Origin of the sequence: Bradyrhizobium sp. 40, assembly GCF_023100925.1 — a bacterium.
GTDB lineage: Bacteria > Pseudomonadota > Alphaproteobacteria > Rhizobiales > Xanthobacteraceae > Bradyrhizobium.
The window spans coordinates 7,447,809-7,471,060 of record NZ_CP064688.1; the positions used below are offsets into that span (position 1 = coordinate 7,447,809).

Annotated in this window: 26 protein-coding genes and 1 pseudogene; 12 read left to right on the forward strand and 15 right to left on the reverse strand. The window is 63.6% G+C overall.

Annotated features, from left to right (window positions below; translation table 11 throughout):
* Nucleotides 1-42: 42 nt before the first annotated feature.
* The 8 genes from IVB40_RS35570 to hisB form a co-directional block, all read right to left on the reverse strand.
* Nucleotides 43-282 carry a hypothetical protein gene (locus IVB40_RS35570; protein ID WP_247405168.1) on the reverse strand — a complete coding sequence of 80 codons (240 nt, stop codon included), beginning with the start codon at nucleotides 280-282 and terminating at the stop codon, nucleotides 43-45.
* Between the two features lie 100 nt (nucleotides 283-382).
* The gene (gene coaA / locus IVB40_RS35575; protein ID WP_007598451.1) at nucleotides 383-1,339 is read right to left on the reverse strand and encodes a type I pantothenate kinase; all 957 of its coding nucleotides are present in this window, start codon (nucleotides 1,337-1,339) and stop codon (nucleotides 383-385) included.
* 20 nt (nucleotides 1,340-1,359) lie between these two features.
* A complete protein-coding gene (locus IVB40_RS35580; RefSeq protein WP_007598445.1) occupies nucleotides 1,360-1,686 on the reverse strand; it encodes a phosphoribosyl-ATP diphosphatase in 327 nt (108 codons plus the stop codon).
* 101 nt (nucleotides 1,687-1,787) lie between these two features.
* Nucleotides 1,788-2,564, reverse strand: a complete 777-nt coding sequence (hisF, locus tag IVB40_RS35585) for an imidazole glycerol phosphate synthase subunit HisF (RefSeq protein ID WP_007604055.1) — start codon at nucleotides 2,562-2,564, stop codon at nucleotides 1,788-1,790.
* Between the two features lie 10 nt (nucleotides 2,565-2,574).
* Complete coding sequence (gene hisA / locus IVB40_RS35590) at nucleotides 2,575-3,321, reverse strand: 1-(5-phosphoribosyl)-5-[(5-phosphoribosylamino)methylideneamino]imidazole-4-carboxamide isomerase (protein ID WP_027566235.1); 747 nt, start codon at nucleotides 3,319-3,321, stop codon at nucleotides 2,575-2,577.
* Nucleotides 3,309-3,959: an imidazole glycerol phosphate synthase subunit HisH gene (gene hisH / locus IVB40_RS35595; protein WP_027566236.1), complete on the reverse strand. Its 651-nt coding sequence runs from the start codon at nucleotides 3,957-3,959 to the stop codon at nucleotides 3,309-3,311. Before hisH ends, hisA begins: the two co-directional genes overlap by 13 nt.
* On the reverse strand, nucleotides 3,956-4,486 hold the full coding sequence (locus tag IVB40_RS35600; RefSeq protein WP_027514810.1) for a DUF2628 domain-containing protein: 531 nt from the start codon (nucleotides 4,484-4,486) through the stop codon (nucleotides 3,956-3,958). Before IVB40_RS35600 ends, hisH begins: the two co-directional genes overlap by 4 nt.
* 66 nt (nucleotides 4,487-4,552) lie before the next feature.
* Entirely contained in the window at nucleotides 4,553-5,146 is a 594-nt protein-coding gene (hisB, locus tag IVB40_RS35605; RefSeq protein WP_247817769.1) for an imidazoleglycerol-phosphate dehydratase HisB, read from the reverse strand.
* Between the two features lie 202 nt (nucleotides 5,147-5,348).
* Between hisB and hslV the strand changes: the two genes are divergently transcribed.
* The 5 genes and pseudogenes from hslV (at nucleotide 5,349) to IVB40_RS35630 (ending at nucleotide 9,519) form a co-directional block, all read left to right on the forward strand.
* The gene (gene hslV / locus IVB40_RS35610) at nucleotides 5,349-5,909 is read left to right on the forward strand and encodes an ATP-dependent protease subunit HslV (RefSeq protein WP_027566238.1); all 561 of its coding nucleotides are present in this window, start codon (nucleotides 5,349-5,351) and stop codon (nucleotides 5,907-5,909) included.
* Nucleotides 5,910-5,912: 3 nt separating this feature from the next.
* Nucleotides 5,913-6,397, forward strand: a pseudogene (locus tag IVB40_RS35615) (GNAT family N-acetyltransferase).
* On the forward strand, nucleotides 6,394-7,011 hold the full coding sequence (locus IVB40_RS35620) for a DUF2585 domain-containing protein (RefSeq protein ID WP_247405171.1): 618 nt from the start codon (nucleotides 6,394-6,396) through the stop codon (nucleotides 7,009-7,011). Before IVB40_RS35615 ends, IVB40_RS35620 begins: the two are co-directional and overlap by 4 nt.
* 50 nt (nucleotides 7,012-7,061) lie before the next feature.
* Nucleotides 7,062-8,366 carry an ATP-dependent protease ATPase subunit HslU gene (gene hslU, locus IVB40_RS35625; protein ID WP_027566241.1) on the forward strand — a complete coding sequence of 435 codons (1,305 nt, stop codon included), beginning with the start codon at nucleotides 7,062-7,064 and terminating at the stop codon, nucleotides 8,364-8,366.
* 28 nt (nucleotides 8,367-8,394) lie between these two features.
* The gene (locus tag IVB40_RS35630) at nucleotides 8,395-9,519 is read left to right on the forward strand and encodes a hypothetical protein (RefSeq protein ID WP_247817770.1); all 1,125 of its coding nucleotides are present in this window, start codon (nucleotides 8,395-8,397) and stop codon (nucleotides 9,517-9,519) included.
* On the opposite strand, the gene IVB40_RS35635 is transcribed toward IVB40_RS35630, so the two are convergent.
* From IVB40_RS35635 to IVB40_RS35645, 3 genes are read right to left on the reverse strand one after another with little or no spacing between them, the layout of a single operon-like run.
* Nucleotides 9,516-10,115 (reverse strand): Smr/MutS family protein, encoded by a 600-nt coding sequence (locus IVB40_RS35635; RefSeq protein ID WP_247817771.1) that lies wholly within the window; start codon nucleotides 10,113-10,115, stop codon nucleotides 9,516-9,518. The genes IVB40_RS35630 and IVB40_RS35635 overlap by 4 nt on opposite strands.
* A complete protein-coding gene (locus IVB40_RS35640) occupies nucleotides 10,112-11,638 on the reverse strand; it encodes an MltA domain-containing protein (protein WP_247817772.1) in 1,527 nt (508 codons plus the stop codon). The genes IVB40_RS35635 and IVB40_RS35640 overlap by 4 nt, the downstream gene beginning before the upstream one ends.
* Nucleotides 11,616-12,311, reverse strand: a complete 696-nt coding sequence (locus IVB40_RS35645) for a Tim44/TimA family putative adaptor protein (protein ID WP_247817773.1) — start codon at nucleotides 12,309-12,311, stop codon at nucleotides 11,616-11,618. Before IVB40_RS35645 ends, IVB40_RS35640 begins: the two co-directional genes overlap by 23 nt.
* Nucleotides 12,312-12,725: 414 nt before the next feature.
* On the opposite strand from IVB40_RS35645, the gene secB reads away from it, so the two are divergent.
* Nucleotides 12,726-13,208: a protein-export chaperone SecB gene (secB, locus tag IVB40_RS35650; protein ID WP_007598595.1), complete on the forward strand. Its 483-nt coding sequence runs from the start codon at nucleotides 12,726-12,728 to the stop codon at nucleotides 13,206-13,208.
* On the opposite strand, the gene dnaQ is transcribed toward secB, so the two are convergent.
* The 4 genes from dnaQ to IVB40_RS35670 are packed head-to-tail and all read right to left on the reverse strand — an operon-like array spanning nucleotide 13,205 to nucleotide 16,039.
* The gene (gene dnaQ, locus IVB40_RS35655; RefSeq protein WP_018459637.1) at nucleotides 13,205-13,921 is read right to left on the reverse strand and encodes a DNA polymerase III subunit epsilon; all 717 of its coding nucleotides are present in this window, start codon (nucleotides 13,919-13,921) and stop codon (nucleotides 13,205-13,207) included. The two genes, secB and dnaQ, sit on opposite strands and share 4 nt — an antisense overlap.
* Nucleotides 13,922-13,949: 28 nt before the next feature.
* The gene (gene coaE / locus IVB40_RS35660) at nucleotides 13,950-14,549 is read right to left on the reverse strand and encodes a dephospho-CoA kinase (RefSeq protein ID WP_027566246.1); all 600 of its coding nucleotides are present in this window, start codon (nucleotides 14,547-14,549) and stop codon (nucleotides 13,950-13,952) included.
* 23 nt (nucleotides 14,550-14,572) lie between these two features.
* Complete coding sequence (locus IVB40_RS35665) at nucleotides 14,573-15,181, reverse strand: Maf family nucleotide pyrophosphatase (protein WP_027566247.1); 609 nt, start codon at nucleotides 15,179-15,181, stop codon at nucleotides 14,573-14,575.
* A gap of 18 nt (nucleotides 15,182-15,199) precedes the next feature.
* Nucleotides 15,200-16,039 (reverse strand): pyruvate, water dikinase regulatory protein, encoded by an 840-nt coding sequence (locus IVB40_RS35670; RefSeq protein ID WP_027514822.1) that lies wholly within the window; start codon nucleotides 16,037-16,039, stop codon nucleotides 15,200-15,202.
* A gap of 66 nt (nucleotides 16,040-16,105) precedes the next feature.
* On the opposite strand from IVB40_RS35670, the gene IVB40_RS35675 reads away from it, so the two are divergent.
* The 6 genes from IVB40_RS35675 (at nucleotide 16,106) to rsmG (ending at nucleotide 23,223) form a co-directional block, all read left to right on the forward strand.
* On the forward strand, nucleotides 16,106-16,321 hold the full coding sequence (locus tag IVB40_RS35675) for a hypothetical protein (RefSeq protein ID WP_247817774.1): 216 nt from the start codon (nucleotides 16,106-16,108) through the stop codon (nucleotides 16,319-16,321).
* 176 nt (nucleotides 16,322-16,497) lie between these two features.
* On the forward strand, nucleotides 16,498-16,932 hold the full coding sequence (gene hemJ / locus IVB40_RS35680) for a protoporphyrinogen oxidase HemJ (protein ID WP_007604072.1): 435 nt from the start codon (nucleotides 16,498-16,500) through the stop codon (nucleotides 16,930-16,932).
* A gap of 247 nt (nucleotides 16,933-17,179) precedes the next feature.
* On the forward strand, nucleotides 17,180-18,445 hold the full coding sequence (rho, locus tag IVB40_RS35685) for a transcription termination factor Rho (RefSeq protein ID WP_007598612.1): 1,266 nt from the start codon (nucleotides 17,180-17,182) through the stop codon (nucleotides 18,443-18,445).
* A 310-nt stretch (nucleotides 18,446-18,755) separates the two neighbouring features.
* Nucleotides 18,756-20,114, forward strand: a complete 1,359-nt coding sequence (gene mnmE, locus IVB40_RS35690) for a tRNA uridine-5-carboxymethylaminomethyl(34) synthesis GTPase MnmE (protein ID WP_247817775.1) — start codon at nucleotides 18,756-18,758, stop codon at nucleotides 20,112-20,114.
* A 447-nt stretch (nucleotides 20,115-20,561) separates the two neighbouring features.
* Nucleotides 20,562-22,442 carry a tRNA uridine-5-carboxymethylaminomethyl(34) synthesis enzyme MnmG gene (gene mnmG, locus IVB40_RS35695; RefSeq protein WP_247817776.1) on the forward strand — a complete coding sequence of 627 codons (1,881 nt, stop codon included), beginning with the start codon at nucleotides 20,562-20,564 and terminating at the stop codon, nucleotides 22,440-22,442.
* A 139-nt stretch (nucleotides 22,443-22,581) separates the two neighbouring features.
* Nucleotides 22,582-23,223: a 16S rRNA (guanine(527)-N(7))-methyltransferase RsmG gene (gene rsmG, locus IVB40_RS35700; RefSeq protein WP_247819636.1), complete on the forward strand. Its 642-nt coding sequence runs from the start codon at nucleotides 22,582-22,584 to the stop codon at nucleotides 23,221-23,223.
* Nucleotides 23,224-23,252 lie beyond the last annotated feature (29 nt).

Consider the following 23,252-nt stretch of genomic DNA (forward strand, 5'->3'; position numbering starts at 1 on the left):
TCCGGCGGTCAGCCGAGCGCCGAATCCGTTCCCCCCCGAATGCTATGAGGCGTGAGCAGCAAACCGCGGCGCGGACAGCTTGGCCGGCGGCGTCGCGGTGCCCTTGAATTTAGTATCTGCCTGGGCCGCGCGCTTGCAATGCGGACACACGAAGAGATGCGCGATGACCGGGGTTGGCTCGTCCGCCAGCAGCTCGGAACGGAACCACCTCATCTCGATATGGCAGTCCGGGCAGGTCGGTGCTTCGAGATGCTCGGCGGCGTTTCTGAGACGATCAACCATGGGTCCCTCGCGTTTACGGAGGTCATAGCCGAATACCCTTTGTCGGTCTGCAACAAAAGACACTCTGCGCGCGACGGGCTAGAGCCGTCGACCGCAGCGGTTACAGCCGCCTGAGCGCCACGCTTGCCACCGTGTGGTCGGCGCCCTTCTTCAGGATCAGGGTCGCGCGGGGGCGGGTCGGCAGGATGTTATCCTCGAGATTGGCGAGGTTGGTGCGTTCCCAGATCGCGATCGCGGTGGCGGTGGCTTCCTCGTCCGACAACAGCGCGTAGCGGTTGAAGTAGGATTTCGGATTGGTGAACGCAGTGTCGCGCAGCGACAGGAAGCGCCTGATGTACCACTGCCGCAGCGCGGCCTCATCGGCGTCGATATAGACCGAGAAATCGAAGAAGTCGGACACGACGGGCACGGCCTTGCCGTCACGCGGCAGCTTGCCGGTCTGCAGCACGTTGACGCCCTCGACGATCAGGATGTCGGGCTGGTCGATCTCGGCCCACTGGTTCGGCACGATGTCGTAGGTCAAATGCGAATAGACCGGCGCGCGCACATGGCGGCGGCCGGCCTTGATGTCGGAGAGGAAGCTGAGCAGCAGCGGCAGGTCGTAGCTCTCCGGAAAACCCTTCTTCTGCATGATGCCCTGCCGCTCCAGCACGGCGTTGGGATACAGAAATCCGTCGGTGGTGATCAGCTCGACCTTGGGACGCGGCGACCAGCGCGCCAGCAGCGCCTGAAGCACGCGGGCCGTGGTGGACTTTCCAACCGCGACCGAACCGGCGACGCCGATGATGTAGGGCATCTTGCGGTCGCGGATATTGAGAAACTGGCGCTCCGCGTAATAGAGCCGCTGCATCGCATCGACATAGATCGACAGCAGGCGCGACAGTGGCAGGTAGATGTCCTCGACCTCCTGCAAGTCGAGGCGGTCGTGCAGCGAGCGCAGCCGGTCGAACTCGCCCGGCTCCAGCGTCATCGGCGTGTCGTCGCGTAGTCGCGACCACTCCTCGCGCGTATAGACGCGGTACGGGTTATACTGCTGCTCGGGTGCGCGGATATCCATGACGCGACTCTCCACCTCGGCTAGCTGCCGCCCTTGCGCGACGCCTTTTCTTCCAACCCTGACATATTGGTCCGCTTGTCCAATGCGGCCTCGACCTCTTCCAGCTTTACGCCGCGGGCCTTGAGCAGCACAAGGAAATGATAGAGCAGGTCGGCGCCTTCCGCGATCAGATGCGCGCGATCGTTTTCGACTGCTGCGATTACGGTTTCGACTGCTTCCTCTCCGAACTTCTTGGCGCAATGTTCGGCGCCCTTGTCGAGGAGCTTGCGGGTATAGGACGCCTCGCCACCCGCTGCCGCGCGGGCGTCGATGGTCTCGGCCAGGTCGTGGATCGTGAAACGCGGCATACAAATACTCGGAAAACGCGCCTTGGCCGATGATTGGCCGGTTACCTGGCGGGATAAGCCGGATCCCGCCGATGATGTAGCATTTTTAGGGACGGGAGTCGTCAGGCATCGAGGCGCATGGGCAGCCCGCGCCGGGACATGTGCTCCTTGGCTTCGCGGATGGTGAATTCCCCGAAATGGAAGATCGAGGCGGCCAGCACGGCGGTGGCGTGGCCATCGCGAATACCGTCGACGAGGTGGTCGAGATTGCCGACGCCGCCCGAAGCGATCACGGGAACGGGAATGCTGTCGGCGATCGCCCGGGTCAGCGGGATGTCAAAACCCTGCCGCGTGCCGTCGCGGTCCATTGACGTGAGCAGGATTTCACCGGCGCCGAGCGAGACCACCTCCTGGGCATATTCGATGGCGTCGATGCCGGTCGAGTTGCGGCCGCCATGGGTGAAGATCTCCCAGCGCTCTCCGCCACCGGCGCGCTTGACCCGCTTGGCGTCGATCGCGACCACCACGCACTGCCCGCCGAATTTCTCGGCGGCTTCCTTGACGAACTCGCGTCGCGACACCGCGGCGCTGTTGATCGAGACCTTGTCAGCGCCGGCGCGCAGGAGGGTCTTGATGTCGTTGACCTCACGCACGCCGCCGCCGACGGTCACAGGCATGAAGCAGGCTTCAGCGGTGCGCCGGACCACGTCCAGCATGATGCCGCGATTCTCATGGGTCGCGGTGATGTCGAGGAAAGTGAGCTCGTCGGCGCCGGCTGCGTCATAGGCGATCGCCGCTTCGACGGGATCGCCGGCATCGCGCAGGTCAACGAAGTTGACACCCTTGACAACTCGGCCGTCCTTGACGTCGAGGCAGGGGATCACGCGCACCTTGAACATGTGTCAGCTCCTAGGCGGCGCGCGCGTTGCGGATCAAGGTTAGGGCGGCGGCCGGCTCGAGCCGACCGTCATAGAGCGCGCGGCCAGCGATCGCGCCGGCGAGCTTTTTCGCACGCGGCGTCAGCATCGCCTTGACGTCCTCGATCGAGGCGAGGCCACCGGAGGCGATCACGGGAATCGAGATCGCATCCGCCAGCGCAATGGTCGCATCGAGATTCAGGCCCTTGAGCAGGCCGTCGCGCGCGATGTCGGTGAAGATGATGGCGGCGACGCCGGCATCCTCGAAACGCCGTGCAATCTCCAGCACCGTCACCTGCGAGGTCTCGGCCCAGCCTTCGACCGCGACCTTGCCGTCACGTGCATCGAGCCCGACCGCGACGCGGCCGGGGAATTTTCTGGCAGCCGCCTTCACCAATTCAGGGTCGCGCACCGCGGCGGTGCCGATGATGACACGGGTGATGCCTTTTTCGAGCCAGGCCTCGACAGTCGCGAGATCGCGAATGCCGCCACCGAGCTGCACCGGAATCGTGATCGTCTTCAACATCGCGTCGACGGCCTGCGCATTCACCGGCTTGCCGGCAAACGCGCCGTCGAGATCGACGACATGGAGATACTCAAAGCCCTGCGCGACGAAACTCTCGGCCTGCGCGGCGGGATTGAGGTTGAACACGGTCGCGCGCGCCATGTCGCCCTGTTCGAGGCGCACGCATTGGCCGTTCTTGAGGTCGATCGCGGGAAAGAGAATCACGGTTTCCATCGCAAAAAGTTCGAGATCAGGGCCAAACCAAAGCGCTGGCTCTTCTCGGGGTGAAACTGCGTCCCGATGGCCGTGTCCTTGCCGACGATCGCGGTAACGGGCCCGCCGTAATCGGCGCGCGCGAGCACGTCCGCCTCGTTGGCGGCGTTGAGGTGGTAGGAGTGCACGAAGTAAGCGTGCTGGCCCTTGGGGCCGAGCGGCAGCTTGTCCAGCACCGGGTGCTCGCGCAGCACATCGAGCGTATTCCAGCCCATGTGCGGGATCTTCAGGCTCTCGTCGCGCGGCGTGATCTTCTCGACGTCGCCGCCGATCCAGTTCAGGCCTTGCGTGATGACATGCTCCTTGCCGCGGGTGGCGAACAGCTGCATGCCGACGCAGATGCCGAACATCGGCCGCGCCTTGACCCGCACCGCTTCGGTGATCGCCTCGACCATGCCGTTGACCGCATCGAGCCCACGTCGGCAATCGGCGAAGGCGCCGACGCCCGGCAGCACCAGACGGTCGGCGCTGTAGGCCTGGTCCGGATCGCTGGTGACGAAGACCTTTTGCGGGTTCTCCATGCTGCGCGCGGCGCGCTCGAACGCCTTGGCGGCCGAATGCAGATTGCCGGAACCGTAATCGATGATGGCGACGCTCACCTTGACCCTCCCGGTTCCGGAAACAAACCAATGATGCCACCCGCCGGCATTGGCGGCGGGTTGGAGAATTGCTGACCCGGCACGTTGCGGGTCGGCGGCGGGCCGCCGCGATCGACGGCCCATTGATCGTTGACGATGCCGCGCTGCTTCTGGCTCCAGCGCTCGAAGAAGCGGCGCTCGGCGGTGTCCTCGTCGTCGGAAATCACCACGTCGAGCTGTCGCCATTTTCCGCGCGACAGCGTCCAGCGGCGCAGGCTGGAGGCTTCGAATCCCATCAGGAGCGCGACGATGATGTCGGCGAAGAAGATCGACGACCGGCCGACGCCGAGGCTGGACAGCCCGACATTGAAGGCGGCAACGAAGATCAGCCAGCCGACCAGCGCCAGCCACAGCCGATTCCACAGCAGCCAGAACGGTCCGAAGATCATCGCCCAGAAATGGAAGCCGTCGCGCACGAAGACGAACTTGTCGGTCGCGCGCAGATCGGCTCCGGCAGGTGAGGGAGCATGAACTGTGTAGACGGACATGGCGATGCTCCGTTCCCTAGGAATTCAGTGATACCGCAAACGGCGCGGGCCGCGGGCCGAAAGATGTCAGCCGCCGAGCGAGCCCTTGGTGGACGGGATTTCGCCCACAGCCTTCGGATCGATCGCGACGGCGGTGCGCAGCGCCCGTGCCAGACCCTTGAAGCAGGACTCGGCGATATGGTGGCTGTTATCGCCATATAGGGTCTCGACGTGAAGAGTCACGCCCGCGTTCATGGCGAAGGCCTGGAACCACTCGCGCACCAGCTCGGTGTCGAACTCGCCGATCTTATCGCGTGGGAAGTCGACCTTGAACACCAGGACCGGGCGGCCCGAGATGTCGATGACCACGCGCGACAGCGTCTCGTCCATGGGCATGTGCACGCCGGCATAGCGGGTGATGCCCGCCATGTTGCCGAGCGCCTGCTTGACGGCCTGGCCGAGCGCGATGCCGGTGTCTTCGGTGGTATGGTGATGATCAATGTGCAGATCGCCGACCGCCTTGACCGTGAGGTCGATGCGGGAATGGCGGGCGAGGAGATCGAGCATATGGTCGAAAAAGCCGATGCCGGTCGCGATAGTGGACACGCCGGTGCCATCGAGGTTCACGGTGACCTCGATGTCGGTTTCCTTGGTCTTGCGCTTGATCGTCGCGGTGCGCATCAAAACTAGCTTTCATCCTCGTTCGGGGCCGAAAACGCCGGTCTTTTAACAGCCAAATGACGCCTTCGCTACTGCGGGAACGGCTGGCCGGGCCTCTACTTCTGCCTATGGTGAGCGAAATTGGGCCCGGAGCGGCCCGTTGTGGGCCAGTTGTCCCCTTGGCCCCGACCGCCTAAATCAGCCCAGACAACGAGGATCATTCATGCAGGACTCCCCAAACAGCTCGCCGGTCTGGCACGGCACCACGATTTTGACGGTCCGCAAGGGCGGCACGGTAGTGGTCGGCGGCGACGGCCAGGTCTCGATCGGCCAGACCGTGATCAAGCACAACGCCAGGAAGGTCCGGAAACTCGGCAAGGGCGACGTCATCGGCGGCTTTGCCGGCGCCACGGCCGACGCCTTCACGCTGTTCGAGCGTTTGGAAGCCAAACTCGAGCAATATCCGGGGCAATTGACCCGGGCCGCCGTCGAGCTCGCCAAGGATTGGCGCACCGACCGTTATTTGCGACGGCTGGAGGCCATGATGATCGTCGCCGACAAGGACGTTTCCCTGGTGCTGACAGGTACCGGCGACGTGCTGGAGCCCGAAGCCGGCGTCATGGCGATCGGTTCGGGCGGGAATTACGCGCTGGCGGCCGCACGCGCCTTGCTCGACACCGACAAGGACGCCGAGACCATCGTCCGCCGCTCCCTCGACATCGCTGCCGACATTTGCGTCTACACCAACCGTAATGTCACTGTCGAAGCGCTGTCCGCGGGGTAGGCCATGGCCCCCGCCTACAACTTCCGCCCGATGACCGCGGCCGATCTGCCGCTAATCCGGCGATGGCTCGGCGAAGCGCATGTGCGGGACTGGTGGGGCGATCCGGACGAGCAGTTCGCGCTCGTGAGCGGCGATCTGGATGAGCCGGACATGGACCAGTTCATCGTGTTGGCCGACGGCAAGCCGTTCGGCTATCTTCAATGCTACCGCCTGACCGCCTGGAATACGGGTCTTGGGCCGCAACCGGAGGCCACCCGTGGCATCGATCAGTTCATCGGCGAAAGCGACATGATCGCGCGCGGGCACGGTTCGGCATTCATCCGCCAATTCGCCGACGCGCAGTTACGAGACGGTCTGCCGCGCATCGTCACTGATCCTGATCCGCTCAACGCGCGCGCCGTGCGTGCCTATGAGAAGGCCGGCTTTATCCGCGACCGCTGGTCGAGACGCCCGACGGAGCAGCGCTGCTGATGGTGCGCGAGGCATGACGCTGACAAGCACATACGAAAGCAAGGCCGCGTTTCCACCGCTCGCCTGGGTCGGCATCGCGCTGCTGCTGCTGGCGATGCAGGCCTCGATCCTCCTTGCGATGGGCCGGGTGCCGATCTGCACCTGCGGCTATGTCAAGCTGTGGCATGGCGTGGTGAACAGCTCGGAGAATTCGCAGCACATCGCCGACTGGTACAGCTTCTCGCACATCCTGCACGGCTTCCTGTTCTACGGGCTGACCTGGCTGCTGTTCGCGCGGCTGCCGTTCGTGTCTCTGTCCTGGCCCGCGCGCCTGATCGTCGCGATGCTGATCGAAGGTGCCTGGGAGATCGTCGAGAACTCGCCTTTCATCATCGAACGCTACCGCGCCGGAACGATCTCGCTGGATTATTTCGGCGACAGCATCGTCAATTCGGTTTCTGACAATCTGTCCATGATGCTGGGCTTCCTCGCGGCGCGCCTGCTGCCTGTATCGGTGACCGTCCTGCTCGGGCTCGCCTTCGAAATCATGCTGGCGCTCCATATTCGCGACAATCTGACGCTCAATATCCTGATGCTGATCCATCCGATCGAGGCCGTGAAACAATGGCAATCGGGTCCCCCGATCATCTGACGGCAAAAAGCGGCTTGTCCCGCCCCGCATCTGATCCTAGCTAAGGTCCCATGACAGACTTTTCTCCCCGCGAAATCGTTTCCGAACTCGACCGTTTCATCGTCGGCCAGGCCGATGCCAAGCGCGCCGTCTCGATCGCGCTGCGCAACCGCTGGCGGCGGCAGCAGCTCGAAGGCTCCTTGCGCGAAGAAGTGCTGCCGAAGAACATCCTGATGATCGGCCCCACCGGCGTCGGCAAGACCGAGATCGCGCGGCGGCTCGCCAAGCTTGCCAACGCGCCGTTCCTGAAGGTCGAGGCGACGAAATTCACCGAGGTCGGCTATGTCGGCCGCGACGTCGAGCAGATCGTGCGCGATCTCGTCGAGGTCGCGATTGCCCAGGTCCGCGAGCGCAAGCGCAAGGACGTGCAGGCACGCGCGCAGCTCGCTGCCGAGGAGCGCGTGCTCGATGCCTTGGTCGGTGCCAATTCCAGCGCCGCAACGAGGGACTCCTTCCGCAAGAAGCTGCGCGCGGGCGAGCTCAACGACAAGGAAATCGAGATCGAAACCCAAGGCGGCGGCAGCGGCTTTCCGATGTTCGAGATCCCGGGCATGCCAGGCGCGCAGATGGGCGCGGTTTCGATCGGCGACATCTTCGGCAAGCTCGGCGGCCGCAGCAAGACGCGGCGGCTGACGGTGGAGAGCTCGCACGAGATCCTCATCAACGAGGAATCCGACAAGCTGCTCGACAGCGATCAGTTGACGCTGGAGGCGATCAGCGCGGTCGAGAACAACGGCATCGTGTTCCTGGACGAGATCGACAAGATCTGCGCCCGCGAAGGCCGCGCCGGCGGCGACGTCTCGCGCGAGGGCGTGCAGCGCGACCTGCTGCCGCTGATCGAGGGCACCACGGTCTCGACCAAGCACGGCGCGGTGAAGACCGACCACATCCTGTTCATTGCCTCAGGCGCCTTCCACGTCGCCAAGCCGTCCGATTTGTTGCCGGAATTGCAGGGCCGCCTGCCGATCCGCGTCGAGCTGCAGGCGCTGACCCGCGACGACATGCGCCGCATCCTGACCGAGCCCGAGGCCTCGCTGATCAAGCAATATGTCGCGCTGATGCAGACAGAGGGCGTCACGCTCGACATCACCGACAACGCGATCGACGCGCTTGCGGACGTCGCGGTGGCCGTGAATTCCACCGTCGAGAACATCGGCGCGCGGCGTCTGCAGACCGTGATGGAGCGGGTGCTGGACGAGATCTCCTTCACCGCCCCCGACCGCAGCGGCGAGACCGTCAGGGTCGACGCCGATTTCGTGCAAAAGCACGTTGGCGACCTCGCCAAGAACGCGGATTTGAGCCGGTTCATTTTGTAAATCCGGGCGGCCGCGTTATGGATGCGGCGTGACCGCACGCATCCTGCAAAACCCCTGGCGTCTCCTGCTCGCGATCAACGCGGCGGCCATCGTCGGCGTCTTCGTTCACAAGATCCAGCTGCCGCCTTACGTCCCCTACATCCACCTCCTCGTCGACTATCATTTCGGCTTCATCAAGCGCGCGCTGATCGGGGCCATCGTCGCGCTGTTCACCGACAAGGTGCCGCTATGGCTGGTGTTCGCGCTCGGCGGCGCGACATGGCTGGTGACGCTCTGTCTTTATGTAAGACTATTCGAGAAGACATTCGGCTTCACCGCGAAGACGTTGCCGCTGTTCGTCTTCATCGCGGGCTCGCCATTCTTCCTCAAGAATTTCATGCACACGCTCGGCCATTTCGACATCTATGGCTGCGCGCTGGCGATCATCCTGCTGCTGGTGCCGGCCGGCTCGCTGCTGTTCGTGGCGCTGGCTGCGCTGTTCTCGATCATTCTCGTCCTGATCCACCACATCCATCTCCTGATGTATGTGCCGACCATCATCACCATCGTCGTGATCAGGCACTATCTGACGCACGGCTGCGGTCGCACCAATGTCGCGTTCGGCATCATCGCCTTGCTTGCCGTCTCCGCGCTGTTCTTCGCCGCGCAATTTTGGGGAACGATGCCGATACCGGAGGCGGATTTCGTTGCCTACCTGAAGAGCCGGATGGCCGATCCGTCGCGGGCCGACCTGCTGCAGTTCGCCTACATCTGGTATCAGCCGCTGGCGAGGGAGATTTCCGACACCTGGGGCCGCCTGCCGCACAACATCCTCGGCGTGCCCGTGTTCGTGTTGCTGATCTGGCTGCACACACCGCTGTGGCGCTATTTTGCGAATTTGATCGGCGCACTCGCAAACGACACGCATCGCCGTCTCGTGGTTGCGGCGCTCGCCGGCGTCAGCCTCGCCTGTCTCGTGATGTTCGCGATGGTGTTCGACTATTCGCGCTGGATCTCGAACTGGGCCGTCTGCATGTTCCTGATCCTGCACGCCGTGAAGATGCTGCCCGCCGCGCGCGAGACGCCGCTGATTCCGGCGGAAGATCGGAAGACAAATATCTTTGGCCTGATCCTCACGCTGATCCCGCGCGTCGGAATCGTGCGGCCGTTCTAGAATCTCGCCCGCCTGATCCGCACGTAGAGCGCGCCCTCGCCGCCGTGGCCGATGCCGGCTTCCTCGAACCCCACGACGAAGGCGCGGAATTCCGGCAGGCTCAGCCATTCCGGCACCTGACGGCGCAGCACGCCGCTTTCGCCGCCGCTTCGGCCCTTGCCGGTGATGACGAGCACGAAGGTCAGGCCGTCATGGTGGGCGCGGTGCAGGAAGCCGGTCAGTGCGCGATGGGCGCGCATCTGGGTCATGCCGTGCAGATCGAGCCGCGCCTCGATCTCGCTGCGCCCGCGCGACAGTTTTGTGCGCTCGCGTTTGCCGAGCGGCGCCAGCGGCGCCAGCGGCGGCACCGCCGGCTTCGCTGCACGCGGTGCCGGAGCAGCGGCAATCGGACGTGGCGATGACGCAGGCCGCGTGGCGGGCGCTGCGGGGGAAGGCTCGGTGCGCGGTGCAGCCTGCACCTTGGCGGCACGATGCTTCCTCAGCGGCTTGACCTGCTTGGCGATCGCATCCCACAGCGCGCGCTCTTCCTCGCTCAGCGCGCGACGGCGCGGCGAGGGACGAGGCTCCAGCACGGGCGGACGGGACGATCGCTTCATTGCTGCCGATGGGAACGATTCTTGACCGGCCGCCGCGGCTCCTGAACTGGCTCGATCACGGGACGCGGCACCGGAAGCGGGACTGGACCGGCGACAGCGACGGTCTCGCTCGTGCTTTGCGCCACGGCTGCCGCCGGCTTGTCCTTCGCAGGCTCCGTTTGCGGAAATAGCTTTGCGATCTTCTCTGAAGGCCGCGGGTCCGGCACGGGGAGCCGCGCGGCGCGCGCCGTAGGATCTACGCCCTTCGGCACCAGCATCACGAAATGCATGGCATGGCGCAGCCGCCCGGAGACGCGGCCGGCCTCCTGACCCGCGCCGAAATAGAGATCCGCGCGCGCGGGCCCGATGATGGCCGAGCCGGTGTCCTGCGCGATCATCAGCCGATGGAACGGCGTCTTCGCGCGTTCGGACTCGATCGGCAGCTCGCCTTCGATGAAGAACGGCGTGCCGTAGACGTGGAGCGATTTGTCCACCGCGATCGAGCGGCCGGCCGTCAGAGGGATACCTTGCGCACCGACCGCCTCCTCCTTGTCGGACAGATTGACCTCGCGGAAGAAGATGTAGGAGCGGTTCTGGCGCCGCAGCTCCCTGGCGCCGTCAGGGGTCTGGGCCATCCACTCCCTGATCTTCTGCATCGACATCTCTTCCTTTGGAATGATGCCGCGCTCGATCAGGATGCGACCGACCGCCGCATAGGGATAGCCGTTATAGGCATCGTAATTGAGCCGGACCGTGCCGCCGTCGTCGAACTTGATCCGCGCCGAGCCCTGGATCTGGGCGAACAGCAGATCGGTCGGGTCCTTCAGCCAGGCAATCTCGAGTCCGCGGCCGGCGATCTTGCCGTCCTCGATCTCGGCGCGATCGTAATAGGGCACGAGCTTGCGGCGGCCGATCTTGCGATAGACCGGGCCCTTGTTGGGCAGGCTGACCGAATCCTGCTTGTAGCCGCGCACGAACAGGTTCGACGGGCGGCGATAGACCGGGACGTTGTAGACGTCGGTCTGCGTGCGCGATCCCTCCAGCACCGGCTCGTAATAGCCGGTGACGAAACCATCGGGCTCGCCGAGGCGAGAGATCCGCAGCGGCGCGAAATTCTCCTCGAAGAAGGTTTTGGCGCTGGCGTCGTCGGTAGGCTCGAGCGATTTGGCGACCCGGCAGGGTTCGGCCAGCGAGGCGCCCAAAGCCTTGGGTTCGGGGGCGCCGGTCTGTGCGCTGATCGGACGGCAGCTGGCGCGAAAGGTCTTGTAGGCGGCGAGATGATTGTCGTCGCCCCAGCCCTTCACGTCGGCCCAGGCCAGCGGCAGATATTGCGCCCCGGGAATCTCGAACGGCAGCGGAAGCTGCGGATATGGCAAGGCGCGCGGCGGCGCGGCAGGCAATTCCGGAAGATGATGGTGATGGCTGCGATAGTGGCGCCGCGCCGCCTCGGCGCCGAGTGAAAACGACGACAGCGCGACGGCACCTGCGCAAAGCGCCGTCGCGCTGGTCTTCAGGAAAGCCTTAATTCGCGCTTCCGGTGCCAACCAGCTTCCAGTTCGGATCGCGAGAGGTGATGTCGCGGGCGAAAGTCCAGATGTCGGTGATGTCGGCGACCGTGTCGGCGCTGCCGTCGACGATGTTGCCGGCCTTGTCCCGGGTGGCGGAGATCATCTGCGAGACGAAGCGGATCGTGAGCTGGGCGGTGCGGTCGCGCAGCTCGGCGCCTACGAGCTCGGCCTTGTCGATCGAGACAAAGCGCGTTTCGGTCTTCTGCTCGTTCTTCTCGCGCTCCTTGATCGCGGCATCGAAGCTTTCATAGACCTCCGACGACAACAGGTCGCGCAGCGCGCGGCGGTCGCCATTGGCAAAGGCCAGCACGATCATCTCATAGGCGCCGCGGGCGCCGGAGATGAAATGGCGCGGATCGAAGGTGGAATCCTTTTCGACAATGGAGTCGAGACCCTGGGCGAGCACGGTGCCCGGCTCGGTCAGGCCCTTCCAGCGGTCGGAGGGCGGGGTCGGCTCGGCCGTCGGCGCCACGGGGGCCTGGTCGATGACCTTGCCCGGCATGGTGACGACGTTCTTGTCCTGGGCACCCTGGAGCGCGTTGCGGTCGAACGGCGGCCGCTCGTTGCCCGTGCGCTGCCCCAGCACGCTGCGCAGCCTCAGAAAGATGAAGACCGCCAGCGCCAGGAAGATGATGGTGTAGATGTCCACGTCGTATTCGCTTTCTGGTCGTCTGTAGAAGGGGCCGTTCGAAAGGGTCGTGCCGGGAAAATCGATCCGGCCAGTAGACCGTTCCATACCGGAACGGCAAGTCTACATCACCATTTCGGGTCCGCGCGTCAGGTCCGTGGGATGTAGGCACGAAATCTTGCCCGGCCAATGGCGCCTTTTGGCACAGCACCGAGTGTAGCGCGTTTTATGCTTAAGGGGAAACCCGATCCTGCCCGGAAATCGCGCATCTTCAATCGTTTAAGCCGCAGTTGCGCGGGATCGACGGGGTGAACGCCATAGTTGTGGGCGTGGCCGGAATTCCCCATCCGGGACCGTTCGTCCTTGTGGAACGAGGTAGCCCTATGTTAGCCAACCGCCGCGAAATTCAGCCCAATCGGGTAAGGAGACACTCTTATGACCAACGGTAACGGCACCCCTCCCGAGGCGGCCCAGGCTCCCCAGCTCAACGTCCTGGCGCAATATACCAAGGACCTCTCGTTCGAAAATCCGAACGCGCCCAGCTCGCTCCAGCAGCAGAGCCAGCCGCCCCAGATCAACATCCAGATCAATGTCAGCGCCAACAACCTCAGCGAACAGGAGTTCGAGGTGACGTTGTCGGTCGAGGGCAAGGCCGAGACCGCCGGCAAGATCATGTTCTCGTTCGAGCTCGCTTATGCCGGCGTGTTCCGCATCTCCAACGTGCCGAAGGACAATTTGCATCCGCTGGTCATGATCGAATGCCCGCGCCTGCTGTTCCCGTTCGCCCGTGAGATCATCGCCACTGCCGTGCGCGACGGCGGGTTCCCGCCTTTGATGCTGGATCCGGTCGATTTCGTCGGCCTCTATCGCCAGAACATGGAGCGGCAAATGGCCGCTCAGCCCAGCGGCCAGGCTTAACCAGCCAAAGGGGCAGCTGGAGCGGGCAGAAACTCGTTCCAGATCGCCTTGTCGCCGAGCGTTGCGATGAAGGCCCGGTGGGCCTCGCGCTCGGCGTCTGAAATCCGCGGGGTGAGCGGCGCCGGCCGTTGCCGCCGAGGCGCATCGGCAGCCCCATTGGCGCGAGTCTCCTCGGATTCCGAGGCCAGCAGCAGCTGCGATTGCCGCGCCCCGACCAGATCCACATAGACTTCCGCAAGCAACTCGGCGTCGAGCAACGCGCCGTGCTTGGTGCGGCGTGAATTGTCGATCGCATAGCGCGAGCAGAGATCGTCGAGCCGGTTCGACACGCCGGGATGCTTGCGCCGTGCCAGCAGCAGCGTATCGACCAGCCGCTCGCGCGGGATCGCCGGGCGCTTGATCCGGTCGAGCTCGGCATTGATGAAGCTGATGTCGAACGAGGCATTGTGGATCACCAGCGGCGCGTCGCCGATGAACTCCAGAAAATCGTCGACGACCTCATGGAACAGCTGCTTGGTCGCCAGAAACTCGGCCGACAGCCCGTGCACGGCAAAGGCTTCTGCCGGCATGTCCCTTTCAGGATTGATGTAGACGTGGAAGCTCTGCCCCGTCGGCATGCGATTGAGCATCTCGACGCAGCCGATTTCGACCAGGCGATCTCCCCGCAGCGGGTCGAGGCCGGTGGTTTCGGTGTCGAGAACGATTTCGCGCATGATCAAGTAAGCCGTGTCAGGCGGCGAATCAGGCGCGCCGCTGCGGCATCTTAACGACCTCGGCGAGGATGTGCGCGATTTGGGCGCGCACTGGATCGAGTCCATGCGACGTATCCACCACGAAATCGGCACGCCGGCGCTTTTCCGCATCGGGTGTCTGCTTGGCGATGATGGCGTCGAGCTTGGCCTCGTCCATCGTGCCGCGCGCCAGCACCCGCTCGCGCTGCAGTTCCGGAGACGTCGTCACCACGACCACGGCATCGACCCGCGTCTCGCCACCCGTCTCGAACAACAGCGGAATGTCCAGCACCACAACCGGCGCGTCGGCGGCTTCGGCGTCGGCGAAGAATTTTTTCCGGGAAGCGCCGAGCATCGGATGAACGATCTGCTCGAGCTGCTTGATGGCGGCAGCGTCATGCACCACACGCGCCGACAGTTTTGGCCGATCGACCTTGCCGTTCGCGGTGGTGCCGGGAAAGGCGGCCTCGATCGCGGGCGCAGCCTCGCCCTCATAGAGCTGATGGACGGCCGCATCGGCATCGTAGACGGGGACGCCAGCCTCCGCGAATAATTTCGCGGTGGTGGATTTGCCCATCCCGATCGAGCCGGTTAGTCCCAGGATCCGCATCAACGCCCAGCCATCTCTGCTATTCACACCGCAACTAGCCGCTCGCGCCGCAGGAACGCAAGCAGCGGCAGCAGTGGCAGACCGAGAATGGTGAAGTGGTCGCCCTCGATCCGCTCGAACAAGTGGATGCCCAGGCTTTCGAGCTGATAGCCGCCGACGCTGGTGGTGACGGCATCGCCGGCGATGTCGAGATAGGCCGAAAGCTCGGCCTCGGTCATCTGCCGCATGGCGAGGCGCGCGACCGAGACGTCCTCGAAGATGATCTCGCCATCGCGTGCGATCGCCACGGCGGAATTCAGCTCATGGCTATGGCCGGAGAGATCGCGCAGTTGCGCCAACGCTTGGGCGCGGCCCGCAGGCTTGTTGAAGAGGCGATCACCAAGCGCCAGCGTTTGATCCGCACCGATCACGGTGCTTCCAGCGTGATGGGCCGAGACTGCCTTGGCTTTTTCGCGCGCCAGCAGCAACGCAATCTCGCGCGGACCAGAAAGCCCGGAGGCGGCCTGGATACCGCGCTCGTCGATATCGGCCGTGATCGCCTTGAACTCGAGCCCGGCATTGGCCAGCAGCATCTTTCGCGCGCTGCTCTGCGAGGCCAGGATCAACGAAGATTTGCCGAGCCACAGACTCATCGCGAACTATTCCCAAAACTATTCAGAAGGCCGGTTACGCTGGCGATCGCTGTAGAGTTTCATGATCGCCGCGGCGGTTTCCTCGATCGAGCGCCGCGTGACGTCGAGCAGCGGCCAATCGTGCTTGGCGCTCAGCTTGCGGGCAAATGCGACCTCTTCGGCGACCGACTGCTTGTCAGTATAGGTGTCGCTGCTGGAATCGGCGCCCATGGAGAGCAGACGGTTCGTGCGCACCTGAATCAAGCGTTCGGGCGTCGCATGCAAGCTTACCACCAGCGGTCGCGTCAACGTTTCCAGTTGCGAGGGCACCGGAATGCCTGGAACCAGCGGCACGTTGGCAGTGCGGATGCCGCGGTTGGCGAGGTAGATCGAGGTCGGGGTCTTGGAGGTGCGGGAAACGCCGACGAGCACCACGTCCGCATCATCGAGCCCTTCGACATGCTGGCCGTCATCGTGGATCATCGTGTAGTTCAAAGCGTCGATGCGCTTGAAGTATTCGGCATTGAGCACGTGCTGGGCGCCGACCCGGCCGGTCGTGGCAGCTCCGAGATACGCCTCGAACAACTGCATCACCGGGCCGATGATCGACAGGCTCGGAACATTGATCCCCTTGCACTTGTCCTCGAGCCTGGCGACCAGATCCTTCTCGAGCAGCGTGAACAGCACGATTCCCGGTGCTTCCTCGATCTCGTCGAGCACGCGATCAAGCTGTTTCTGACTGCGCACCAACGGATAGACGTGCTCGACCGGGGTCACGTTGGCGTACTGAGCGGCAACGGCGCGCGCCACCGTGATCAGCGTCTCACCGGTGGAGTCGGAGACGAGGTGCAGATGGAAATAATTGCTCGAGGTCGGCACAAAAGCCCTTTGTATGAAACCGGTGTGGTTTGTGGATTTCTGTGGAGCTTAACCCCTTGGAAAGGGATGTGCGACACCGGGGGCGGGACAAGTGCCAATTTTCTTCACACCACTGCCCCTGAGAACAACTTCGACGCCCCGCCGAAAGGGAAACGGGATTGCGTCGATAACCCTCTTGATAAGCTGCCGACAGAAACGCGCAAGCCTTTGAAGCTGACCGACTTATCGAAAGCCGCCAAAGCGATCAGGGATATGTTGATGAATGTGAACAAGCGCGTGTGAACGGGCGGACGGAAATGTGTGAGTCCAATTCACCGTCACATAGACTCAAACCTTAAGAATCTAAGATTCTTATTGGAGAAGAGCGCTACGGACGGATATGTGTGCAGGCAAGACCTTAACGACTCCTTACTATCCCCAGCGTTCCCCTCGGCTGGGCAGGAATCCGGACCCCAGACATGTTTGAAGACGTCTACCTCTGGATCAAGGCGCTGCATGTGATCGCCGTCATCTCCTGGATGGCGGGCATGCTCTATTTGCCGCGGCTGTTCGTTTATCATTGCGAGGCCGAAATCGGCTCGAAGCAGTCGGAAACGTTCAAGATCATGGAACGGCGGCTGTTCAAGGCGATCATCAACCCCGCCATGATCGTGACCTGGCTCGCCGGGCTTTATCTCGCCTGGGCCGGGCACTGGTTCACTTTCGGCTGGCTGCACGTAAAACTGGCACTGGTCCTGGCGATGTCCGCGGTCCACGGCTTTTTTTCGCGCTGGTTGAAGGATTTCGCGGCGGACCGGCGCCCCCGGAGCCAGAAATTCTATCGGATTATCAACGAGGTACCGACTGCCTTGATGATTCTGATCGTCATCATGGTGATCGTGAAGCCGTTCTAGGCAGCGGCCGCGAACAATCGCTCAGTGCTTCTGCTTGCGGAGTGTGAGGCGATTTTCTATATTAGCGATATCCCACCCAACGCAGGCGGATGTGGTCGTGTCTGAGCTTTCCAGAGGCCGGACACCCCATCAGGTTTGAAGCCTCACCGGCGCTCTCCTTGCCAGACCTGCGGACCTTACCTTTTCGCGTCCGCATTTCAGAGCCTCCTCGCACCCCCCTCCCAGGTTACCCCACAGGACCACCCCAATGCGGGAAATCAAACTCCAGGACCTCAAGTCGAAGACGCCGGCCGAGCTCGTCTCGTTCGCGGAAGAGAATGGGGTCGAGAATGCCAGCACCATGCGCAAGCAGGAGCTGCTGTTCGCCATCCTCAAGCAGCTTGCGCTCGCCGAGACCGACATCGTCGGCGAAGGCGTCGTCGAGGTTCTCTCCGACGGCTTCGGCTTCCTCCGCTCGCCCGATGCGAATTATCTGCCGGGCCCGGATGACATCTACGTTTCGCCCTCGCAGATCCGCCGTTTTGGCCTGCGCACCGGCGACACCATCGAAGGCCACATCCGCAGCCCGAAAGAGGGCGAGCGCTATTTCGCGCTGCTGAAGGTCAACACGCTCAATTTCGAGGACCCGGAAAAGGCCAAGCACAAGGTCAATTTCGACAATCTCACGCCGCTGTTTCCGAATCAGCGCTTCCGCATGGAAATCGACGACCCGACGCGGAAAGATCTGTCTGCAAGGGTGATCGACATCGTTGCGCCGATCGGCAAGGGCCAGCGCGCTCTGATCGTCGCGCCGCCGCGCACGGGCAAGACCGTGCTGATGCAGAACATAGCGCACTCGATCGCGCATAATCATCCCGAGTGCTACCTGATCGTGCTTCTGATCGACGAACGTCCGGAAGAAGTCACGGACATGCAGCGCTCGGTGAAGGGCGAGGTCGTCTCCTCGACCTTCGACGAACCGGCGGTGCGCCACGTCCAGGTCGCCGAGATGGTGATCGAGAAAGCCAAGCGTCTGGTCGAGCATGGCCGCGACGTCGTGATCCTGCTGGACTCCATCACGCGTCTCGGCCGCGCCTACAACACCGTGGTGCCGTCATCGGGCAAGGTGCTGACCGGCGGTGTCGATGCCAACGCGCTGCAGCGGCCGAAGCGCTTCTTCGGCGCCGCCCGCAACATCGAAGAAGGCGGCTCGCTGACGATCATCGCGACCGCGCTGGTCGATACCGGCAGCCGCATGGACGAAGTCATCTTCGAAGAGTTCAAGGGCACCGGTAACTCCGAGCTGATCCTCGACCGCAAGGTTTCGGACAAACGGACCTTCCCGGCGATCGACATTTCGCGCTCCGGCACCCGCAAGGAAGAGCTGATCACCGATCCGGTGGTCCTGAAGAAGATGTACGTGCTCCGCCGCATCCTGAATCCGATGGGGACGATGGATGGTATCGACTTCCTGCTCGACAAGCTGCGTTCGACCAAGAGCAATTCCGAGTTCTTCGACTCGATGAACACCTGATTGCAGTGCAGCATGATCAAAGGGCGCCTTCGGGCGCCCTTTTTCGTTGTGCGGCTTTGCTGCAGCGAAGATGCAGCATTGTGGGGCATCTGTCGCTTGGAGCGGATGTCGCATAACATGTTGATATAATTTACGAATATGGTGATCGACGGACGTCGCTTATTCCGTTGGAAGCGGTTCTTGCAGCAGATGTTCGCGAATTTATTGCATGGCAACATCGGATTTGCTGCGGGAATGGATGCAGCAAATCGCGCGATTTGTCTGCCGAAACGGATGTTTGCCTTTTCGCTTTCAGCCGGACAAATAGGCCATGCATCCGCGAGACCAGACCATCTTTGCGCTGTCGTCCGGCCGTCCGCCGAGCGCGCTCGCGGTGGTGCGCGTCTCCGGGCCAGGCGCCAGCCTGGTGCTGACGACGCTGGCGGGCAAGCTGCCGGCGCCGAGGCAGGCCAGCCGCCGACTCATTCATGACGGTGTCGGCCAGCCGATCGACGATTCCGTGGTGCTGTGGTTTCCCGGGCCCGCCAGCGCGACCGGCGAGGATGTCGCCGAATTTCACGTCCATGGCGGCCGCGCGGTGCTGGCCGCACTGTTTACCGCAATTTCCGTAATCCCGAATATGCGAGCTGCCGAGCCCGGCGAATTCACCCGGCGCGCCTTCGAGAACGGCAAGCTCGACCTGACTGAGGCGGAGGGCCTCGACGATCTCATTCATGCCGACACCGACCGCCAGCGCCGCCAGGCGTTACGGCAGTTGCAGGGTCTCCTCGGCAATCGCGCGCGCGACTGGCGCGAGCGCATCATCGAGGCTTCGGCCTTGATCGAGGCCAGCATCGATTTCTCCGACGAGGGCGATGTGCCGGCCGAGTTGATGGCGCCTGCGGTCAAGGCGATCAGTGCGCTGCACGACGAAATCGCAGAAGTCCTTGCGGCACAGGGACAAGCTGAACGTTTGCGCGACGGCCTGGTGGTTGCGATCGCAGGCGAGCCGAACGTCGGCAAGTCGACGCTGATCAACCAGCTCGCGCGCCGCGACGTCGCGATCGTCTCGCCGCATGCCGGCACGACACGCGATGTGATCGAGGTGCAGCTCGATCTTGATGGTTATCCCGTCACGGTGATCGACACGGCCGGCATTCGCGAGACCGACGATCCGGTGGAGCAGGAGGGTGTTCGCCGGGCGCGAGCGCGAGCCGAAGACGCCGACCTCGTGTTGTGGCTGGTGGAGGCGGGGCGCGCTGTCGATCCGGCCGCGATGCCGTTGCTGGGGAAGTCCGGCAACGCAGGCAGTCGCTCCGGCGGCTCGGTCTGGATCGTGCGCAACAAGATCGATCTCGGCGGGGTCGAGGGTATCGGACCGGGTGGTGAGTTCGGAATCGCGGCCAGCCGGGGTGACGGCATTCCCGAGCTGGTCGATGCCCTGGTGAAATTCGCCGCCGAGTTTTTCGGAACGACCGAGGGCGCGTTGGTGACCCGGGCCCGGCAGCGGGATCTGCTGCGCCGCGCAGCGGACAGCTTGCGCCGGAGTCTTGAGCTAGTAGAAGAGGGCGAGGAGCTTGCCGCCGAAGAGCTGCGCGCGGCCGCCTATGCCTTGGGCCGGCTGCTGGGTCGGGTAGATGTCGAAGACGTCCTGGGGGCGATTTTCCAGAAATTCTGTGTTGGAAAGTAGCCCTAGTTCTTCATTGTAGAACTAGCCTTTGTTCCACTTCTTGGCGTTTCACGTGAAACAGGGCCGGTTCAGTTCCGAGATGTTTCACGTGAAACACTTATCGATTAAGTCGCTGGTTTGCGCGCGGGGACCCGCTGCTAGCGGTAATACCTTAGGAGTGGGTGCGCAGAAAGGGCTTGGATTGCGTCTGTCCGCTCGCAAGGCCTCGGGCTGCGGGCCTGCCGTCGCGGTCCGATCGCGCCCCGTCTTGGCCTTCGGACCACCCTTTTACCCTGGTGACCCCTTTTCCTCTCACAAAAAACGACAACGTTTCCAAGGGCCACTCTACTGTGCATGGGGTTGTTTTCGCGAAAAGACCTTGGGTCCGCTTTGCACCATTTCACGTGAAACAACTGCCTCTCCAGTTTCTGCTTCCGGCTTCCCTGCCTGTGAGTTAGAAGTCCGCCCATGCGAACAGAGCGAGAGAGCTTCGACGTCATCGTGATTGGCGGCGGCCACGCCGGCTGTGAGGCCGCTTCTGCCTCTGCCCGGATGGGCGCGGCGACCGCTCTTGTCACGCACCGTTTCTCCACGGTCGGTGCCATGTCCTGCAATCCCGCCATTGGCGGTCTGGGCAAGGGTCATCTGGTTCGGGAGGTCGACGCGCTCGATGGCCTGATGGGCCGGGTCGGCGATGCCGGCGGCATCCAGTTTCGCGTCCTCAATCGCCGTAAGGGCCCGGCGGTGCGTGGTCCGCGCGCGCAGGCGGACCGGAAGCTCTATGCCGCTGCGATGCAGGTGGCAATCCTGGAGACCGGGGGTCTTTCCGTGGTCGAAGGCGAGGCGGACGAGCTGATCGTGGTCGAGGGACGGGTGATCGGCCTGCGCCTGGCGGATGGCCGCGAACTTCGGGCAGGGGCTGTCGTCGTCACCACCGGCACCTTCCTCCGCGGACTGATCCATCTTGGCGAGAAGAACTGGCCGGCCGGCAGGGTTGGCGAGGCGCCTGCGATGGGCCTTTCGACCTCGTTCGAGCGCGCCGGGTTTACCCTTGGGCGGCTCAAGACAGGGACCCCGCCGCGTCTGGATGGCTCGACGATCGACTGGTCGGCGGTCGAAATGCAGCCGGGGGACGAGCCTCCGGAGCCGTTTTCGGTGATGACCGAGCGCATCACGACGCCACAGATCCAGTGCGGGATCACCCGGACCACGCCTGCGACCCACGACGTGATCCGGGCCAATGTCCATCGCTCTCCGATGTACTCGGGCCAGATCAAGAGCTCCGGACCGCGCTATTGCCCCTCGATCGAGGACAAGATCGTTCGCTTCGGCGATCGCGACGGTCACCAGATCTTCCTGGAGCCGGAAGGGCTCGACGACAGCACCGTCTATCCCAACGGCATCTCGACCTCGCTGCCGGAGGACGTCCAGCTCGCCATCCTCGCAACCATTCCCGGCCTGGAGCCGGTGAAGATGGTCCGGCCGGGCTATGCCATCGAATACGACCACGTCGATCCGCGGGAGCTTGATCCAACCCTCCAGACCAAGCGTCTGCGCGGCTTGTTCCTGGCCGGGCAGATCAACGGCACGACCGGATACGAGGAAGCCGCCGGCCAAGGCATCGTGGCCGGGCTGAACGCGGCATTGACGGCGAGCGGCGCCGCGCTGACGGTGTTCGACCGCGCCGATGGCTATCTTGGCGTCATGATCGACGACCTCGTCACCCGCGGCATCAGCGAACCCTATCGGATGTTCACCTCGCGGGCCGAGTATCGTCTGACACTGCGGGCGGACAATGCCGATCAGCGTCTGACCGAGAAGGGCATCGCACTGGGATGCGTGGGCAGCGCCCGGACCGCGCATCATCGCGCCAAGATGGACGCGCTGAATGCGGCTCGAGCGCTCTCGAAATCGCTCACGATCACCCCGAACGAGGCCATCAAGCAGGGTCTCACCCTGAACCGGGACGGTCAGCGGCGGTCGGCCTTCGAGCTGATGGCCTATCCCGACATCGGCTGGAGCCAGGTCCGTGCAATCTGGCCGGAGCTCGCTGCCATTGGTCCCGTCATTGCCACCCATCTCGAGATCGACGCGAAGTACGATGTCTATCTGGAGCGCCAGAGCGCCGATGTTGAAGCCTTCAGGCGGGACGAGGGGATGGTGCTGTCGGACGTCGATTACCAGCAGGTCCCCGGTCTCTCCAACGAGGTGCGGGCCAAGTTGGAGAGGGCGCGGCCGTTCACCGTTGGCCAGGCCGGCCGAATCGACGGCATGACGCCGGCCGCGCTCGGCATCCTTGCGGCCTATCTCCGCCGCGAAGCGCGGAAGACTTCCAAAGCAATCGCATAGGTTTCACGTGAAACAGCGCGAGCCGGGCGGCGGCAGATCGTCATCAGGAAAACCTCCGGCGGGCGAGGGCGCGGGTCGTCGCTCCGAACCGGCGCCGACCAGACCGAAGATCGACAAGGCCAGCGCCAACGATCGATCGTTGGACGCCGTCATCGCGGCCGACAAGGTTGCGGCACTCAAGCTCGCACCCGTTTCACATGAAACGGAGCTCCGGCTCGATCGCTACATCGCGCTGCTGCGGGAGTGGCAGGCCAAGACCAACCTCGTCGCGCCCTCGACATTGCCGCATCTCTGGACCCGGCACATCGCCGATTCGCTTCAGCTCGTCGCTCTCGCCCCCTCGGCCAAACGCTGGGCTGACCTCGGCAGCGGCGGCGGCTTTCCGGGCGTCGTTCTGGCCTGCGCCATGGCGGGGGCGGCCGGGACGAGCGTCCATCTGGTCGAGCGAATCGCCAAGAAGGCAGCCTTCCTGCGCGAAGCCATCCGCGTCACTACATCTCCGGGAGTCGTACATCTCGCTGAGATCGGGGATAATGTGGATAGAATCACCGGCCCGGTCGATTGCGTCACCGCGCGTGCACTGGCTCCGCTACATCAACTCATCGGCTTTGCGGAGCCGCTGATGCGCCAAGGCGCAAAAGCGTTGTTTCTCAAGGGTCAAGATGTAGAGTCTGAATTGACCGAAGCTACTAAATATTGGAATATTCAGCCGGAGCTCCACCAAAGCCGTACAGGCGACGGTTGGGTCGTCGAGCTGGCTTCCGTCGAACGGCGCGGGTGAGGCGTCAGGGGCCGAGTGGGGAATTTGCG